Here is a 16,602-nt window from a genome sequence, read left to right on the forward strand (position 1 = left end):
TAACAATTAGGAAAAATGCGATCGTAGCGATCGCCATTCTTGTCATATCTTTTTTAGATGCAACAATTCTTATAAAGAGATGGCATTGCTATCTTCCTAGAGTATTTGAGTGCTAATTTTCCCATAGCATTGTTTTTATTGTAATTTTTATCGAGTTGTAGTATAGTAGAGTTAGGAATGGGGAAAACTTATATTAGTACCAGTTTCAGGTACAGCAACAACAGATAAGTAACCGATTCTCTGCCAGAAAACAAGCCAATCAAGGTAAAGTATATGGAAACTCAACCTCTCACAGCGTCTATACAAGATTTACAGAAAAAGGTAGTAGAAACACTGCAAGAAACAGGCAAGTTAATGGGACGTGCCAGCAATCTATTTACGATAGAGAGTGAAAAGAAAAAATATATTCAATTTCAGAATCAAATAAATGAGGCACTTCCAAGTATACAAAATTTTGAACTGAGAGTTGTGATTGTTGCACCAACCAGTGCTGGTAAATCTACCCTGGTCAATGCCATGATTGGGAGAGAGTTACTCCCTAGTCGTACTCTTGATATGACAGCTTATCCTACAGAAATAGTGTTTAAAGCAGAATTAACAGAACCAGTTTTAACCATTAGTGAAGCTACTTTATCTTTATTTAATGAAGCAATGGAAACATTGCGAATTAAAATAGTAGAATATTTAGGATGGGATGATACGTTAAAGAAAATTGCTGATTATCCACTCCTAAAAAATTTAGCTGAGAAAGTTAAAGAAAGAAAACTAATTTTTCCACCGCAGATTACAGGATATGAGAAGATTAAAGAAGCTCTAACAGAAATCAATGATTTTGTTAGGCTTTGTAGAAAGTTAGATCCTAGCATTAATCAGACTTGGAGTGAAATTAAGGATCTACCTCGTATCGAAACACCTTTTATACAAGATGAAAAAATTAACATAACAAAAAGGCTCGGTAATTTAGTCATTATTGATACACCTGGGCCAAATTCCAGAGAAAACAATACAGAAAAAACACCAGAAGATATTAGAAAGCAACTTATTAGAAAACAACTCAATCAAAGTTCAGTTGTTTTAGTTGTCTTAGATTATACAGTTTTTAATACTGAAGTCGATAACCAGATCAGAACTGAGATTAAAGAGATTGTAGAGGTTATTGGTGAAGACAACTTATACATTTTAGTGAATAAAATCGATCAACGTAAACCTGGTGACACAATAACTTCTAAAGAATTGCGAGAGTCAATTATAGCCAGCTTTAATCTAAATTCTTCTAACAACAGAAATAATAAAATTTTTGAAGTTTCAGGAAGAAGGGCTTTTTGCGCTACTAATTTTATTCAAGAAATTAAACAATATTCTCCTGAAGCAATATCTGAACTAAAAATATCTGAACTAAAAACGGCTGAACCTTTAGCGGCAGAAGTTTTTGGGATGGACTGGAAAGAAGAACTAGAGGATACAACAATTGATACACTTCAAAAAAAAGCTAGAAAGCTCTTGGAGAAATCAAAGTTCAGTGATTTTTTGGAAAATACCATTAATGTACTTTTAGTTAAGAGCGCTCCTCTTTCTCTTAAAAGTTCACTTAAGAAGAGTGAAAATCGTTTAAAGAATCTTAATAATGCTCTGATATGTTGGCAGAGTGGTTTCAATAGAGATTTTAACCAAATTCAAGACGATATTAAATTTGTTGAAGAGGAAAAGAAACAGATTGAAACTAATGAAAATCTTTTAGAATACAACCTAAATCAAGAGTTGAATTCTTTAAATAATGACTTGGATTATGCACTAAAGAATTGGACTGATAATATTCGCTCTAGCGATTTAGATAAAAAGATATCTGCTATTGGTATTAACACCAAATTTTTAGAGTGTACAAGTGATAAGGATGCTAATAATAATTCTGAAAAAATAAAAGCGTGTACAGAACAATATTTTAAAGGGCTTCTATCAGAAAAAGGGATACCAATTAAGAATTGTATTTCAGCTACTGAGGATAATTTATCTAAACTGATTAACCAATATTTACCAGGAATACAAGATTCTGCAATACGGGTTCGGACAAGAATACAAACTAATTTTTCAATTAATTTAGAACTAACTAATAAGTGGAAATTGCCAGATTTTTCTGCCAATAAAATCCCTGATAAAATGTCTAATATAAACATGGGTATTGAATCCAAAATTTCTATTTGGGGTCAATTGCATAATAATTTTGTTGCACCTCTAAATTTATTGAGATTGAACATTCCGATTGTTCAAGAAAAATATTCCATTGATGTGCAACAGTATATTCAAGAAGCTACTGAGTTAATGAAAGATAAATTTGAAGAGAGAAAATCTGAAATGAAAAAGTATATTACCAACCAATTATCTAAAGAATATATTACGAATGAAAATAATGTTTCTTACAGTGATTATATCGATCAAATATCAACCATTTTGCAGCAAATCCTTGAATCCAAAAAATTATCAGAAGAACCTTTGAAAGAACTCAAAGTTAAACTTGAATTTGCAATCAAAGAAAGCCAAGAATTATTGAGCCAAGTTGAAGATCAGTTAATAGATGTAGAAAAATTAATAGACTAACAAAAATCAATGATTTCAATTGAAAACGGGGGAGAAGATTGACACCCCGTAATCTTTTCCCTGCACCCAAAACCTGACACCCGTTAATGATGAATTTCCAAACTTAAAACATAACGACCCATTTGTAGATTTTCTGACCAGAGTTCGTATTCTAAACGCACATATTCAGGTAGAGGATGTCCGACTAACTCCAACTTCCGAGTAAAATTACGCAGACGCAATTGACTGGCCATGGCCTGTAAATCCGTTTGTAAATAATAGCGACTCAAGCCATACATTCCCTGTTGCCATAAATGACGATAACTATATTTCCCCTGTCCCTGCATCGTCATCACCGCCCGATAGGGAGACACCTCTAACCACAATAGACGGGGTTTTTGGGGCGGGGGGGCTGTTTCTTGGGGCAAAATATCGGGCTCCCATTCCACTAACGCAGGTTCATGTAACAATAAATGGAACTGATCTCGCTCCTTCTGATAGAGGGTTGCCGACCCCTCAATTAAAGAGCGTAGGGGTAAGTCTATAGCAACTAAAGACAGACTCACAGGGACGCGATAGTGTGTTAACATAACTCATCTCAATATTAGGTAAAATTCTCGATGTTTCCAATTTGCTTAAAGTCGAGAAAGCGGTAGGATCACCTTTAGCCATCGGTGACCTAATCTAAAATCATAAAATGCAAGAGACCATCATAACAACAGAAAATAGAGAAACTGAGCAAATATTAACAATACACCCCCCCAAATTGGGATTATCCTTACAAGGTCGCATTCGCATTCCTGGGGATAAATCAATTTCCCATCGGGCTTTAATGTTAGGAGCCTTAGCCCAGGGTGTGACCACCATCGAAGGGTTATTGTTAGGGGCAGACCCCCGCAGCACTGCCCAATGTTTTTCTCGGATGGGGGCAGAAATTTCCCAGTTAAATTCCGAACGGGTAGAAGTTAAAGGCATTGGACTGGGTAATCTTCAAGAACCCCTGGAGGTTTTAGACGCCGGAAATTCCGGTACAACCCTACGGTTAATGTTAGGAATACTCGCCTCCCACCCCGGACGATTTTTTACTGTCACCGGGGATAGTTCCCTGGTACGTCGCCCCATGTCCCGCGTTACGCAACCTTTACAACAGATGGGGGCAACTATTTGGGGCCGTCAAGGGGGGTCTTACGCGCCCCTAGCGGTTCAGGGTCAAGCCCTACGCCCCATTCATTATATTTCCCCCATTGCTTCAGCCCAGGTGAAATCCTGTATTCTGTTAGCCGCGTTGATGACGGAAGGGGAAACCACCGTTACCGAACCCGCCCTATCACGGGATCACAGTGAACGAATGTTAAGGGCATTTGGGGCCAATTTAACCGTTGAACCGGATACCTTTAGTGTAACCGTTAAAGGGCCAGCAGAACTGAACGGTCAGCACGTTGTAGTTCCGGGGGATATTAGTTCGGCGGCTTTTTGGTTAGTGGCGGCGGCCATTGTTCCCGGGTCGGAATTAGTCGTGGAAAATGTGGGGGTTAACCCGACTCGCACGGGGATTTTAGAAGCTTTGGAAAAAATGGGGGCGAATTTACAATTAGAGAATGAACGCACTGTGGCGGGGGAACCTGTGGCGGATATTCGAGTTAAATATAGTCTGTTAAAAGCCTGTGAAATTGGGGGGGATATTATTCCTAGATTAATTGATGAAATTCCGATTTTGGCGGTGGCTGCGGCTTTTGCTGAGGGGACAACTATTATTAAAGATGCGGAAGAATTAAGGGTGAAAGAAAGCGATCGGATTACGGTAATGGCGACTCAAATGAGTCAATTGGGAGCTAAAATTAGTGAACGTCCCGACGGTTTAGAAATTACCGGGGGTTTTCCTTTAAATGGGACAGAAGTTGATAGCGATACGGATCATAGAATTGCCATGAGTTTAGCGATCGTGGCTTTGAATTGTCAAGGAAAAACTACTATTCACCGCGCTGAAGCCGCCGGAATTTCTTACCCGAATTTTGTTGCCACGTTAACCGAAATTTGTACGGTTTAAAATTGTCGCAGAAACTCAAGAAACCGGGTTTCTAATTATTTGAGAAACCTGGTTTTAATAATAGCGATCGCATCTTTAAAATATACTTTTATATTATTTTTGTTCAGCAAAATCTTCACTACTGGTGGAAGCATGAGCATATTTTCCTTGTAGGTTACTAATCAAAACTTTTTGCTTTTTGAGTTTATCAACAGAAATTAATCGCTCTTCTAAAACATCTTCCTTGCCTTTTTCAAAAGATTCTTTAAACCCAGGAATTTTAAGTAATTCTTCTGTTGCTTCTTGACTTTCTCGTTCTGCTAAATATGATAAAAAATCCGCAGCTACCATGAGTTTTTCAGGAGATAGCTGATCAACATACTGTTTAACTTGATTGCGAATATCGGTAATATTCATAAAGTGCTTTTGAATTGGGTTATTGTTTATTATATATTTTTTTTTAAGAATGCGATCGCAAAAACTCAAGAAACCCGGTTTCAACAGAAGCGATCGCAGTTAACTCAACCTGAGTATTATAGCGGTATGAGATTGCATAAGGTATTGTAGGTAAACATCCTTTGCCTGGACAAAAGTTTTTGTTTTACAAAGTGTTTAATGTTGCTATATAATAAATAAATCTGCTTACTCTAAAAGAGATGTTATCTAAACTACGAGTTCAGCACTATAAAAGCCTCTTTGATACAGAAGTTAATTTAGAACCCTTAACTGTCTTTATTGGGCCGAATGGTTCGGGAAAATCAAATATTTGTGAATCTTTAGCTGTATTATCTGATTTTATCCAAAGGTTGATAGCTACTACGAGTAAGACAGAGGTAATACCTTTGTTTGCCAATTCTTTAACAATTGTCAGTAAGAATCAACAGAGTTTGGAATCTAAATTCTGGCATGGGAAACTAGATTCACTGTTGTTTAAAGTGATTACCCATCCTCCAACAGAAAGCAATTCTTCTGAAGAAACTACAATATTTTCAGATTTATTAGTTCATCTTGATTATCCTCAGCAAAAAGTTTCTATAGGAAATCTTAAACAAACTCGTAATCAAATCAGTCAGTTTGCTGTTCAACTCGGAAAATTTTTGGTTTCTAATCAATACCCCGATTCTTTTGTTGCCAATGCCTTAAGAAAGGTGAGTATTTACGATTTTTCCCCAGTTTACTTATCCAATAATGGCTCATCAAATGGTGACATGGAAAGGACAGGACAAGGGATTGTTTATGCTCTAGTTGATATTTTGCACGCTAATCGTAAAAAGTTTGATGAATTAGAGGAACGTTTAACACAACTTGTTCCGAATATACAAAGAATTACATTACCTCGTATAAATAATCAAACTTTTTTGCTGGAATTAGTGGATAGATATTCAGAACATCATATCCCAACTTCTGACATATCCGATGGAACATTGAGAATCCTGGCTTTTCTAACTGCACTTTATCAAGAAGACACTCCGAGTATTCTTTGTTTTGAAGAAATAGAGAACGGAGTTCATCCCTGGTTACTGCATAAAATGATGGAATTATTGAAAATAGTATCAACAGAAGGAATAGCGGGTAAACCTGTTCAAGTTTTAATTACAACCCATTCTCCTGTCCTGTTAAATTATGTTGAACCTTATCAAGTTCGTGCTGTTGAACTAGATAACGAAGGTAAAACTCAAGTTCATAGTTTACCCATAGATTCTGTGCGTTTTCAAAAAGCACTGGAAGCTTATGATGGCGCTTTAGGTGAACTTTGGTTTACCAATGTATTTGGAGGAAATCCTGCATGAGTCGTCCGATTCGGATTGGATTAATTGCTGAAGGGGAAGCAGAATTAGGCGCAAGTATTCCTTATATTAAACCCGAAGACGGTGGAAAAATTATTGACAAGGATAAAGAAGGAGCGCTTCATACTTTAATTAGACGAGAACTCAAAAGTGCGAGATTATCTGATTGTGATTTTGTACATTGAACAACTGGAGAATATAGAAACCTTAGATGAGATCAAAAATGTTTTAGAAACTGCGATCGCAAAATCAACTTATCTCTCAGAAGTTAGTAGCAATCAACGACCACTTCAAATCCGATGGAAACTAGGGTTTGAGATTGATTTAGACATTATTAAAACTTGTTGTTCAACTGGATATGCTCCTTTCACCAAAGGTTTAACGGAGGCTGCAAAAGTTGTGATGGATGTACTAGACTAAAATAATATTCATCCGTTGCATTCCTCCCAGTCAATGTTATGATTGTTTTTGTTGAGCAAAATCTTCACTACTGGTGGGAGAATGAGCATATTTCCCTTGTAGGGTATTAATCAAAACTTTTCGTTAGTTGTTTTAAGGTTTCCATTTCCATAAATTTAGAAAATAGATGAGTAAAATAAGCCTAATTTTATTTTACAGTGTGATCGCTGATTCTGAAAAGAATCAACAAGTACCATAAAAACCCCTATTAATTCTGTTAACTTTTATAATATTTTTTGAAAATAATCTTGTGAGTTTTTAAAGACTCAAGTAAAGTATATAAAATATTGTTAACTGGAGATCAACATTGATGTTAGTTCCTAATCGAGACCAATACCGCCCTTCGGAAGAAGAAATTGAGCAAATGTGGCAAGAATTACAAGTCGTATATACCCCCCTAGAAGATCCATCTGTTAATAAACTCCTCCAAGAATTAAGAAAAATTTTGGTTAATGGGGGTGCGGAGTTCGCCCGATTTAAGGTTTCTCCCCATGCGGTGTTAAATTGGTTTGGCTCCAGGGACTTACTGAATGAAATTAATTTTTTTGAACAGTTTGTTACCTTACCCCCAGTGATGGATGGTTTATCAGCTTTAGAAATTGAAACCCCTTTAACCACAGACCTAGACCTAACGGAAGATACCAGTGCTTTCACCTTAGATGGAGAATTAGCAGAGGCTTTATTTTTAGGTGGCGCAGATGAAGAATTTGAAGGAACTGCGAAACAAGCCAAGGATATCGGGATGAAATTTTGTGAGACTTTGTTTGGAAGTCGCTATGATGAAATTCAGATGTATATTTCTCAAGAACCTTGGACAGAGTGGTTCGCGGGCGTTTCTTGGGATGTGACTTGGTTTGGAATTGATAAGCGAAACTATCAAGTTTGGGTATTGTGTATTACGGATACCGATTAATTAGAGAGCGATTCCTAGTCAATAAGTTGGGATTACACTTTTTGGTTTTCCCCGCTATAATTGGCTTTAGGGTGAAATTCAAGCCATCGTCATCGAGAATTAACACCTAAATTAAAAAAAAGATTGCTTTTTCAAAGTTTATGCTATACTCATGATCGAGGAAGTTGCTTTGAGTGGCATCAGCCCTGTATGCAAAGAAAAATCGTTCAGGTTGGAAAGCGTTAACCCTTTAGAAATTAGAACAACTTAAGAGGTATTATGAGCCAAAAGGTTATACACCCGATGGATAAATTACAGCGTCAGGTGGATTCCCTGGTCAAGTCTGACATTATCAAACCTTCCGATAGTCTATGGAAAATTGCCCTTCTCTATGGCGATGAATGGAAATATTGGAAACAGGAATTGTTAGAATTTGGTTTCTCCATGCAAGATCCACTCAGCGAGTTATTAGCCGTTGAAGCTTGGGATGAAGACGAAGATTAGAAACCTATTTCTCAAACTCTCCTTGATTTCAGTCGGTCTATAATCAATCAAAAATTCATCCTTTCAAATTCCACTGTCTAAAGTTTTGTATTTCTCTATCCGTGGCTTTTAGTCCTTTGCTCTTTCCTCCTGCTTTGCATAAATCTTCCTCACGATTTGATCAATTTAGGCACTGGGCTAAAGCTTGAGATAGAGATTGAGCCGTTGGATAGCGATCCTTGGGTCGGTATTCCGTGGCTTGTTCAATCACTTTTCGCAGTTGAGGCGTAATCGTGGGAACGTTATCGAGTTCAAAACCATAACTATTCCCTCGTTTACCATAGAATTTGAGGGGTGTTTCGGCGGTCAGTAAAAAAATTAAGGTTGTACCGATCGCATATAAATCCGATTGAGTCAGGGGTTGTCCTCGATCCTGTTCAGGAGCGCTATATCCTTCAGCCCCGATGCGGGTTCCGGGCGGCGTTCCGATCTCCTTCACGGCTCCAAAGTCCAAAACTACAATGCGGTGATCCCGTCTCCGCAACAGCAAATTGGCAGGCTTGATATCTCGGTGGATTAGAGGCGGATCGAGGGAGTGAATATAGTCCAATATCTCGCAGGTTTGAATCATCCACTGAATCGCCTGTTGGGGAATTACTGGCCCCCGTTGATGGATATACTGTTCCAGATCGGTGCCATGGATCATTTCCATGACTAAATATTTTTTGCCATCTTCCACGAAAAAGTCATAAAACTGGGGAATTCCCTCATGGTTTAAGGCTTTTAGGGTACGGGCTTCCCGTTCAAATAATTCTTGGGCCTTGGCAATTTGTGCCATATCCGCATTCATTTCTTTGAGAACAACGACAACAGGCACAGCCGATTTAGCCGTGGTAGAATCCCAGGCTAGGGTGGTTGTTCCCATTCCTCCCTGTCCGATGGTTCTCAATACTTGATATTGTCGGATTGTGCGTTCAACCAGAATGGGAAGCCCACAATGAATACAGAATAAATTCCCCGGCGTATTCCCCTGATGCTTACAGGAGGGAGGAGTGGCCGGAATAGCAATGACACTGGCCTGAAGTTGAATTTGCAATAAGGGGCCATCTTTTGCTAATTCAATTAAAGCACCATCCCCGACTAAACCCTGATTCATGAGAACCCCATTCACAAAGGTTCCATTTGTTCCCTTACTCACGAGTAACCAAAGGGAATTCAGGGTTTCATCCGTTGGACGGTGTAACTCCAGATGATAACGGGAAACCAAGGAATCAACGATTACAACTTGATTATCCGCCGCCCGTCCAACTCGAATTACCGCCTCCTGTGCAAATGTCCACTGTCGCAGGGGGGTTTTTTGTTGGGGGTCTAACAACGTTAGAATTAACATAAATTCAGTTATCAGTTAAGAGAATTACGAATAGGTAATGATTAATGGGTAATGAGTTTACCGATACTTTTTTGCTAACGTTTGTTAACAAATACATAAGTCAAGATGTTTTCTCAACCAAGGCGTATCAACCAATGCACGAAGGAAAATCCCTCGCGCACCATTTAGATCCCTATCCATATTTAATTGGGTAGATGTCGATCTTGAAACATAATTTCTGAACGTGCAAGTTAGAATCTTTACCTAGCCAACCAAAAGATGTTTCAGAAAAAAATGTCATGAATGTGCGAACACCAGGATCTAAGGCAACAACTCTCCCTTGATTCTCGGAATTTAGTTGCTGCACTTCTGTAGCAATGGTCAAGTAATACTCACCATAAATTAGTGTTAATCGACCATCACTAAAATTATCAGGAAGTGCTTCTTTGAATTTACACCCTCCTAATATACTGTGGTAAATTCCACAATCTTTAATTGCGGATTTAGGGATGTAAATTGATTGCTTTACATCCTTGCGACTCCGAAATTTACATCGACGAATCTTACCATCTACCTTAAACCCTTTTTTTGCAGCTTTAACTGAAGCACAAGCATCTTTGATGGCTATTGATTTAATTTGATAAGGGACGGGTTTAGCCCATTCAGGTAATCCGTTTAAGATTCCTGTTTTAATCGCCATCCAGTTGGCTTTTGTATCAGGTTGCTGCAAATATTTAATGGTTTCGTTGTAGACAAATCTACTAACTCCGAACCATTGTTTGAGCAATTTTTTTTGTTCAGGGTTTAGGTAGATTCGGATCTTCTTTGATTTTTTTGCTGTAGCTTCTGAGTCCGTGCATCCGACAAGAAAAGACACCAAGGATGGAGAGAAGATCGGCTGTGAGTTCGGTTTCTGGGCAGTATATAGGATTTTCGAGAACCACGATGTTTCCACCGTTTTGTTCTGCCATAAACTCGAATAATTGAAATCCGAATCGACATAATCTGTCTCTACAGGCAACAATAATTGTGAGCTTATCTCCTCGCATAAGTCTGACCAGTAACCCTTGCAATCCTTTCCTTTTGAAGTTAAGTCCTGAACCGATATCTCGGACAATTTCTGCATCTGGGTAGACTGATTGCATATAGACAACTTGTCTATCGAGGTCATCCCGTTGTTTTGTTGAACTAACTCGGCAGTAGCAAACAGTGGTAGCGACCACTGTATCTCTGATGTAGGATTCGACATCGTACAGTCTTTGTCCTGCTGGGTTTTTGATGCTTTTGATCTTCCCTTCATCGGCGTATTTTCTCAACGTATTTGGATGCAGATCCAGAAATTCGACCGCTTTTCTGAGTGGTATGTATGCCATGTATAGCAATCCTATTTGAGTTGTGGAGATAAATGAGCCTACAACCCAGGCACAGCAAGGAGCAAGTGTTACAACTTATTTAGGATTGCTATATTAAACTATAACATACGTTAGCATTTGTTAATAAAACTTACGCTGTTAAACAACCTCCCTATGCTCCCTCTAAGAGAGTCCTAAAGGACTCACTACGTTGAGACACCCCTTCCCCTAAACCCAAGCTCGAACTACAATAGCCGTAATATTATCGTGACCATTATGTTGATTCGCCAGAGCAATTAAACTGTCTACTGCTGTGGATAAAGGGGTTTCGGGCTTGAGTAAGGGATCAAGTTGAGTTTCGCAGAATATTTCTAAGAGGTTATTATCCGTTAAGCCGTCGGATGCTATAATTAGAACCGTATCTTCCTCAATTTCCAAAAACTGAACCTCTGGATGAACAAACTGCTCCTCCCTCGGCCCTAAGGCTTGAGTTAATTGATAGGCGTCGGGACGAGAGTAAGCCAGTTCGGGATCAATTCCTTTTTGAATTTCCCGTTGTCCGACTTCATGATCAACGGTAACTTGCTGTAACCCATGGGTGCGAGTTAAACGATATAATCGACTATCTCCCACATGAGCCACCGCCACTTGGTGACCAACCACTAAGGCCATCACTAAGGTTGTACCCATGCGACCCACACCGGAACGGACTCCCTGTTGATTTTCAGTATAAATCGCTTCATTTGCCTGAAGAATTGCATCCTGTAGGATTTCTGTCGTGGGGAGTCCATCGGGATATTGGTTTTGGAAATAGTCTTTCAGGGTGTCAACCGCCATTTGACTCGCCACTTCCCCTCCGGCGTGTCCCCCCATCCCATCACAGAGAATATATAAACCCCGGACGGAGCTTGTTTGTCCCAGGGGTGTTTCTTGAATCTTGATTTGGGTTTCCATCCCAAAACAGTCCTCATTGTGATCCCGTTGACGTCCGATATCGGTACGTCCCACCGCTTCTAGGGATTTGAGTTTCTGAGCCGGAATTACCGTTGGAGCTTGATTTAAGCTCGATGGCGGGGTTTCTGTTCGATCTATCGGTTGGGGAGTTGAGGTTGAGGGAAAATTAATTTCATCTAAAACTACCATTAAATCTTTTTGCAATTGTTCAACGGTTTGAATTTTTCCTTCAATTAAATCGCGTAATTTTTCTTTTAAGGAACCTACATAAGTCCGTTGGGATTGTTGAAATAATTCCTGCCATAATAATCCTAAATCCGATAAACTCAGTTCATAATTAGGCGATTCAAAATACAATTGTTTTAAACATAACTGTTGAGAATCTTCAGAAAAAACCCTTAAATTCTGAATTTCTAATAAACTTTGACGACAGTTCCAAGGTTCCAACAATACCCAGAGTTTTACTAAGTCCTCTAACCAATAAACAATTTGTTTGGCTGTGTTTTTCTTGTTACTCCACTGGTCAGATAATAGGGGGAAATTAGTAAAATCTTCTAAAATAATCACACTATAGAAAGGCTGTTCCCAGGCATCTTGTAAGCGAGGGAAATAGTTAGAATGCTCGGAAGCTAAGGAAAAATAGGGTTGTGCCGCCGTAATAATAAAGGTCTGTAATTGCTTGTCTGAGGGGGTAGAATCTTGTTTTTCTAGGGCTTTTAGGGGAGACACCTGCAAGGGCTGGGTATCCAAAACCTTCACCGTGATGGTTTCCCCTGACTGTAGCGGAGGTAAGGGTTCGAGGAGTTGATAACGCTGTTGGGGGTCTAAATAGGCTCCAATAGGGAGTTCGAGCGATTCCATATCCTGCGATGACGGTTCACCGGAGGGACTCAGGGCATCCTGGGGGGCGATGGTGATGGCTTCGATATCTGCTTGGGAGAAAATTTCTTCTTCGGGTTCAATAGCCGCAGGTGTTGGGTCTGACTCTTGAGGGGTTTCAGGAGTAAGGGGTTCAGTCTCAATTCGATCTGAAATCGCTTCCTCGACGGTATTGGCCCCCTCTAAATGGTCATTATTTAAAGATTCTAATTGATCAGGTTGAGCAGCGACTAAGGACGAAGGGCTAACCACGGCTAGATAAACTGTTCCAGTTACTGTCCCGCAGTTGTGACATTCCAGGGTATTTAGGGGAACGGTAGCCGCACATTCAGGACAATATTTCTGGGTAAGGGAAGTACCGCAGCTTTGGCAAAACTTATTTAGATTAGGGTTTTCAAATTGACACTGGGGACAAACGACCATAGTTAGATTCCCTGCCTTTTTAGAAATCACACAGGGATATTTTAAGGGTACGATTTTTTATTATACAACAGGATTAGGAAAAATGGATCATTCCCGATTCATGAATCTTAACTTCCATTATTTTAAATTTTTAAGTTCAGTTTTTGTTACCTTCCTTGATGATGGTTTGAATCGCGATTGATTCGAGGGTTGACAAGGGAATTTTACAGAAATATCGACGGCGAAACTGTTCTTCTTGGATGGTATCTAGGAAGTTTTGGATTAATTGATTCAGGGTTTCAGAAGCATAAAAACTGGATAATTTTTCCCAGCTAATATCTAACTTTTGATCCTGATATTCAATATCAAATCCTAATTGTTGCAAGATTTTAAAACCAATTTTTAAGGGAATTACTCCTAAGTTTAATTGATTTCGGAGTTGTTGAATAGTCACGGGTTGATGGGTGCGACTGAGATATTTGGCAATACCGATCAGTTGTTCCCAAATTTTTTCAGGCGGTAATAATTCGGGTAGGGTATAAGCGATCGCTAAAGGTCTTTTTTCAGTATGGGCGCGGCGAAACCAAGATTGTAAATCTTCCCAACAGGTGGGACAGTCATTGAGAATTAATAAGTGATCAGATAAAGGTTGATTAAAGTTTTGATTACGATAATCTAAAATAGGATGGTTAGCAAGATTAATAGAGGCTGGAGGATTCTGATCTTGAGCAAAACGTAATTCTAAGATTCTAATTTCATATTGTTCTTTAAAGGTATTAAAATCGAGTTCTACAATCACATCTAATATTCCTTCGGGTAGCTCATCTTTATAATGTCCCCACCATACCCCAGGAAATCCAGTTGATATAGACTGATCCCATAGTTCAAAGGTGGTTTTAATATATTGAACTTTTTTCCCTCTTAAATCCTTTTCTGAAATATTCCAAGCATTAGTAAACCAACAATTTTTAATTAATATTTTAGGAACTGGGTTTCCCATACCACAGGGTTCTAATAGTTTTAATTCCTGAAATAAATCAAACCCTAATTCGGCAACGGTACAAACTAAATCAACTTGAATATTTCGTTGTCCAATGTCCGACAAATCAGATTCTAATTTTTCTCGCATTTGGCGATTAATTGCATCTATAAATATCGGAATATTTTTTATTGGCAAACTCAACCCGGCGGCGAAGGGATGACCCCCAAAACGATGCAAAAGATGGGCTTGACTTTTGACTAATTCATATAAGTCAATTTGATTCACTGAACGAGCAGAACCCCTGGCTAATTTTACTTCTGAATTATCGCTAATTTCCTGCTGATAATTGCTTAAATCTATGCTTCCTTCTGTACTTAATAAAATGGTCGGTCGTCCATACTCTTGAGCTATTTGACCCGCCACTAAACCCAAAACTCCTCCTTGCCATTGCGGATCAGATAACACAATAACTTGAGTTGTAGATAGGTCAATTTTTTTTAATTTTTTCATCACATCGTGACTAACTTCTTTTTGTAATCCTTTGCGCCGGGTATTAGCTAATTCGGTTTCTATCGCTAATTCTTGACAGCGTTTTTTATCCTTGCTGGTTAGAAGTTCAACACAGAATTTAGCATCCCCATAAATGCGACTCACGGCATTAATTCGAGGGCCAAGACCAAAGGAAATATCGGTAGGACGATCGCCCGTTCGTTTGCATAAATCTAACAGTTTGGCAACCCCTGGACGGGTAGGATTTTTTAATTGTTGTTGTAATTTTTTTATTCCTAATTGAGCTAAATAGCGACAATCTCCTTTAAGTTGAACTAAATCAGCAATTAAACCAATGGCGACTAAATCCAATAAATCTTCTAAGGGACGTTGGGGAATATCGGGCAAAGTTTCATATAATGCTTCAATTAATTTATAAGCAACCGCCACCCCCGATAGATGATATAAAGGATGATCTAAAGATAAATAACGGGGATTAATAATAGCAACTACTGGAGGTCTTTCTTCAAGTAAAGTATGATGATCGGTAACAATAATATCAATGCCTAATTGATTCGCATATTCAATTTCTTTTAAGTTGGTACTTCCGGTATCGCAAGTAACTATTAACTGACATCCCTGTTGATATAATTGATCAATTCCGGCACAATTTAATCCATGGGATTCGGTTAAACGATTGGGTATATAATAGGATAATTGTTGATTTTCTCGACTAAAAAATTGTCCTAAACCATCCCATAATACGGAAGTTGCGGTAATTCCATCGGCATCAAAGTCCCCCCAAATTGTGATAATTTTTTGTTGATTTCGGGCTAAAATTAATCGCTCAATTGCCCTTTCCATCTCTATTCCAAATTCAAATGGACTGGATGGTTGATAACAATTATAGTTTAAAAACCCTAGCAATTGTTGAGGGGTTTGTATACCTCTATGTAATAATAATTGAGCCACATATTTCCCTGAAATTTGAGGAGCGTACTCTTGAATAATTGGGATAATCCAATCAGGAGTATCTAAATTTGGTTGAATTTGCCACATAGGAATGATGATTTCTTTAAATTATAACTTCTTGGACTTGATCAATATTATATAGATTCAGAGAATTTAAAGGTTGATCCAGGGATAATTCTTCGGAAACCCGTTGACAACGGATAGCAAATTGACAGGATTTACAATGTCCTTGACTTTGATCAACTTGGGGGAAAGATTCACCCTGTTGATAACGGTCTAAATAGTTATGAAATTGATCAATTAGTTGGTTTAAATCCTGTTGATTTTTCTGATGTTGTTGTTGAGTATAGGGAAAGTTTAAAAATTCAGGTGGTTGTTTTTGAGGAGACTTAACAAACCAATAGGTCATTGAAACTTGTTCGGGTAAATATTGACTGGTTTCGACTAAAAGATAGGGATATAAACGAGTTTGCCAATTATTTTCTAAAAGTTGGCGATTTTGAGGACGAGGATAGGTTTTCCAATCAAAGATTTGGGCCTGTTTTTCTTCGGCTTTAATTAAATCATAAATAACTACTAATAAATCATTCCTAAAATTTAAACTACGGTAATGTTCTGCTTCTCTAAAAAAGAAGGTTGCGGGATCGGAATTTAACCTAAAAATATCCGATGCTACACTTAAAAATTCATCATAACAGCGTTTTAATTCCTGATCTTGGATCAGTAACAAATCCACAGGTAATCCTAACTCATGTTGCTGCATTAACAAGTGAAACTGATTTCCCCAGGCGATGCGTTCTTCCTGTTCTGGGGAAGTGGGTGAAACTAATTGATCTAAATAGGTATATTGAAATTTTCGAGGACACAGAGACAACAAATTTAAGTGTTGTTGAGATAGTCTAAATTGAGTCATGGCGATTGGATTAACAAACAATTATAATCTGAATTATAGCAACCGTCAAGGCATTAAAATAGTTGTAGTTAT

The 16,602-nt window shown here is 38.4% G+C and carries 15 protein-coding genes; 7 read left to right on the plus strand and 8 right to left on the minus strand.

All coding sequences use genetic code 11. The features are described 5' to 3' along the window. Positions 1-273 precede the first annotated feature (273 nt). Positions 274-2,592 (plus strand): dynamin family protein, encoded by a 2,319-nt coding sequence (locus tag NMG86_RS15810; protein ID WP_026798030.1) that lies wholly within the window; start codon positions 274-276, stop codon positions 2,590-2,592. An 83-nt stretch (positions 2,593-2,675) separates the two neighbouring features. Here NMG86_RS15810 and NMG86_RS15815 read toward each other — a convergent pair whose 3' ends face one another. Continuing rightward, complete coding sequence (locus NMG86_RS15815; RefSeq protein ID WP_026794682.1) at positions 2,676-3,161, minus strand: hypothetical protein; 486 nt, start codon at positions 3,159-3,161, stop codon at positions 2,676-2,678. A gap of 107 nt (positions 3,162-3,268) precedes the next feature. Between NMG86_RS15815 and aroA the strand changes: the two genes are divergently transcribed. Next, on the plus strand, positions 3,269-4,618 hold the full coding sequence (gene aroA, locus NMG86_RS15820; protein WP_026786159.1) for a 3-phosphoshikimate 1-carboxyvinyltransferase: 1,350 nt from the start codon (positions 3,269-3,271) through the stop codon (positions 4,616-4,618). 93 nt (positions 4,619-4,711) lie between these two features. Here the strand turns inward: aroA and NMG86_RS15825 are convergent, their stop codons facing one another. Further along, complete coding sequence (locus NMG86_RS15825; RefSeq protein WP_071782917.1) at positions 4,712-5,014, minus strand: hypothetical protein; 303 nt, start codon at positions 5,012-5,014, stop codon at positions 4,712-4,714. 239 nt (positions 5,015-5,253) lie between these two features. Between NMG86_RS15825 and NMG86_RS15830 the strand changes: the two genes are divergently transcribed. The 5 genes from NMG86_RS15830 to NMG86_RS15850 all read left to right on the plus strand — a co-directional run bounded on the left by NMG86_RS15830 (position 5,254) and on the right by NMG86_RS15850 (position 8,239). Then, positions 5,254-6,387: an AAA family ATPase gene (locus NMG86_RS15830; protein ID WP_026786158.1), complete on the plus strand. Its 1,134-nt coding sequence runs from the start codon at positions 5,254-5,256 to the stop codon at positions 6,385-6,387. After that, positions 6,384-6,569, plus strand: a complete 186-nt coding sequence (locus NMG86_RS15835; RefSeq protein ID WP_026786157.1) for a hypothetical protein — start codon at positions 6,384-6,386, stop codon at positions 6,567-6,569. Before NMG86_RS15830 ends, NMG86_RS15835 begins: the two co-directional genes overlap by 4 nt. Beyond that, positions 6,535-6,804, plus strand: coding sequence for a hypothetical protein (locus NMG86_RS15840; RefSeq protein WP_199918644.1), 270 nt, complete (start codon positions 6,535-6,537; stop codon positions 6,802-6,804). The genes NMG86_RS15835 and NMG86_RS15840 overlap by 35 nt, the downstream gene beginning before the upstream one ends. A gap of 349 nt (positions 6,805-7,153) precedes the next feature. Beyond that, entirely contained in the window at positions 7,154-7,756 is a 603-nt protein-coding gene (locus NMG86_RS15845; protein WP_026786155.1) for a hypothetical protein, read from the plus strand. 258 nt (positions 7,757-8,014) lie between these two features. Then, the gene (locus tag NMG86_RS15850; RefSeq protein WP_026786154.1) at positions 8,015-8,239 is read left to right on the plus strand and encodes a DUF4327 family protein; all 225 of its coding nucleotides are present in this window, start codon (positions 8,015-8,017) and stop codon (positions 8,237-8,239) included. Positions 8,240-8,399: 160 nt separating this feature from the next. On the opposite strand, the gene NMG86_RS15855 is transcribed toward NMG86_RS15850, so the two are convergent. The 6 genes from NMG86_RS15855 to NMG86_RS15880 all read right to left on the minus strand — a co-directional run bounded on the left by NMG86_RS15855 (position 8,400) and on the right by NMG86_RS15880 (position 16,530). Beyond that, the gene (locus tag NMG86_RS15855) at positions 8,400-9,608 is read right to left on the minus strand and encodes a protein kinase domain-containing protein (RefSeq protein WP_026786153.1); all 1,209 of its coding nucleotides are present in this window, start codon (positions 9,606-9,608) and stop codon (positions 8,400-8,402) included. A 172-nt stretch (positions 9,609-9,780) separates the two neighbouring features. Beyond that, positions 9,781-10,374 (minus strand): transposase, encoded by a 594-nt coding sequence (locus NMG86_RS15860; protein WP_202962703.1) that lies wholly within the window; start codon positions 10,372-10,374, stop codon positions 9,781-9,783. A 10-nt stretch (positions 10,375-10,384) separates the two neighbouring features. Further along, positions 10,385-10,960, minus strand: coding sequence for an IS607 family transposase (locus NMG86_RS15865; RefSeq protein ID WP_071782560.1), 576 nt, complete (start codon positions 10,958-10,960; stop codon positions 10,385-10,387). 207 nt (positions 10,961-11,167) lie between these two features. Further along, the gene (locus tag NMG86_RS15870) at positions 11,168-13,195 is read right to left on the minus strand and encodes a serine/threonine phosphatase (RefSeq protein WP_026798032.1); all 2,028 of its coding nucleotides are present in this window, start codon (positions 13,193-13,195) and stop codon (positions 11,168-11,170) included. A 136-nt stretch (positions 13,196-13,331) separates the two neighbouring features. Further along, complete coding sequence (gene recJ / locus NMG86_RS15875) at positions 13,332-15,704, minus strand: single-stranded-DNA-specific exonuclease RecJ (RefSeq protein ID WP_026798033.1); 2,373 nt, start codon at positions 15,702-15,704, stop codon at positions 13,332-13,334. 16 nt (positions 15,705-15,720) lie between these two features. Further along, the gene (locus NMG86_RS15880; protein WP_026798034.1) at positions 15,721-16,530 is read right to left on the minus strand and encodes a PD-(D/E)XK nuclease family protein; all 810 of its coding nucleotides are present in this window, start codon (positions 16,528-16,530) and stop codon (positions 15,721-15,723) included. Positions 16,531-16,602 lie beyond the last annotated feature (72 nt).

This window comes from Planktothrix rubescens CCAP 1459/22 (genome assembly GCA_904830895.1).
In the GTDB taxonomy this organism is placed as follows: domain Bacteria; phylum Cyanobacteriota; class Cyanobacteriia; order Cyanobacteriales; family Microcoleaceae; genus Planktothrix; species Planktothrix agardhii.

Bases quoted from the DNA above. Each gene is read 5' to 3' on its own strand.
- NMG86_RS15810 (WP_026798030.1), top strand. From the start codon at position 274: ATGGAAACTCAACCTCTCACAGCGTCTATACAAGATTTACAGAAAAAG.
- NMG86_RS15815 (WP_026794682.1), bottom strand. From the start codon at position 3,161: ATGTTAACACACTATCGCGTCCCTGTGAGTCTGTCTTTAGTTGCTATA.
- aroA (WP_026786159.1), top strand. From the start codon at position 3,269: ATGCAAGAGACCATCATAACAACAGAAAATAGAGAAACTGAGCAAATA.
- NMG86_RS15825 (WP_071782917.1), bottom strand. From the start codon at position 5,014: ATGAATATTACCGATATTCGCAATCAAGTTAAACAGTATGTTGATCAG.
- NMG86_RS15830 (WP_026786158.1), top strand. From the start codon at position 5,254: ATGTTATCTAAACTACGAGTTCAGCACTATAAAAGCCTCTTTGATACA.
- NMG86_RS15835 (WP_026786157.1), top strand. From the start codon at position 6,384: ATGAGTCGTCCGATTCGGATTGGATTAATTGCTGAAGGGGAAGCAGAA.
- NMG86_RS15845 (WP_026786155.1), top strand. From the start codon at position 7,154: ATGTTAGTTCCTAATCGAGACCAATACCGCCCTTCGGAAGAAGAAATT.
- NMG86_RS15850 (WP_026786154.1), top strand. From the start codon at position 8,015: ATGAGCCAAAAGGTTATACACCCGATGGATAAATTACAGCGTCAGGTG.
- NMG86_RS15855 (WP_026786153.1), bottom strand. From the start codon at position 9,608: ATGTTAATTCTAACGTTGTTAGACCCCCAACAAAAAACCCCCCTGCGA.
- NMG86_RS15865 (WP_071782560.1), bottom strand. From the start codon at position 10,960: ATGGCATACATACCACTCAGAAAAGCGGTCGAATTTCTGGATCTGCAT.
- NMG86_RS15870 (WP_026798032.1), bottom strand. From the start codon at position 13,195: ATGGTCGTTTGTCCCCAGTGTCAATTTGAAAACCCTAATCTAAATAAG.
- recJ (WP_026798033.1), bottom strand. From the start codon at position 15,704: ATGTGGCAAATTCAACCAAATTTAGATACTCCTGATTGGATTATCCCA.
- NMG86_RS15880 (WP_026798034.1), bottom strand. From the start codon at position 16,530: ATGACTCAATTTAGACTATCTCAACAACACTTAAATTTGTTGTCTCTG.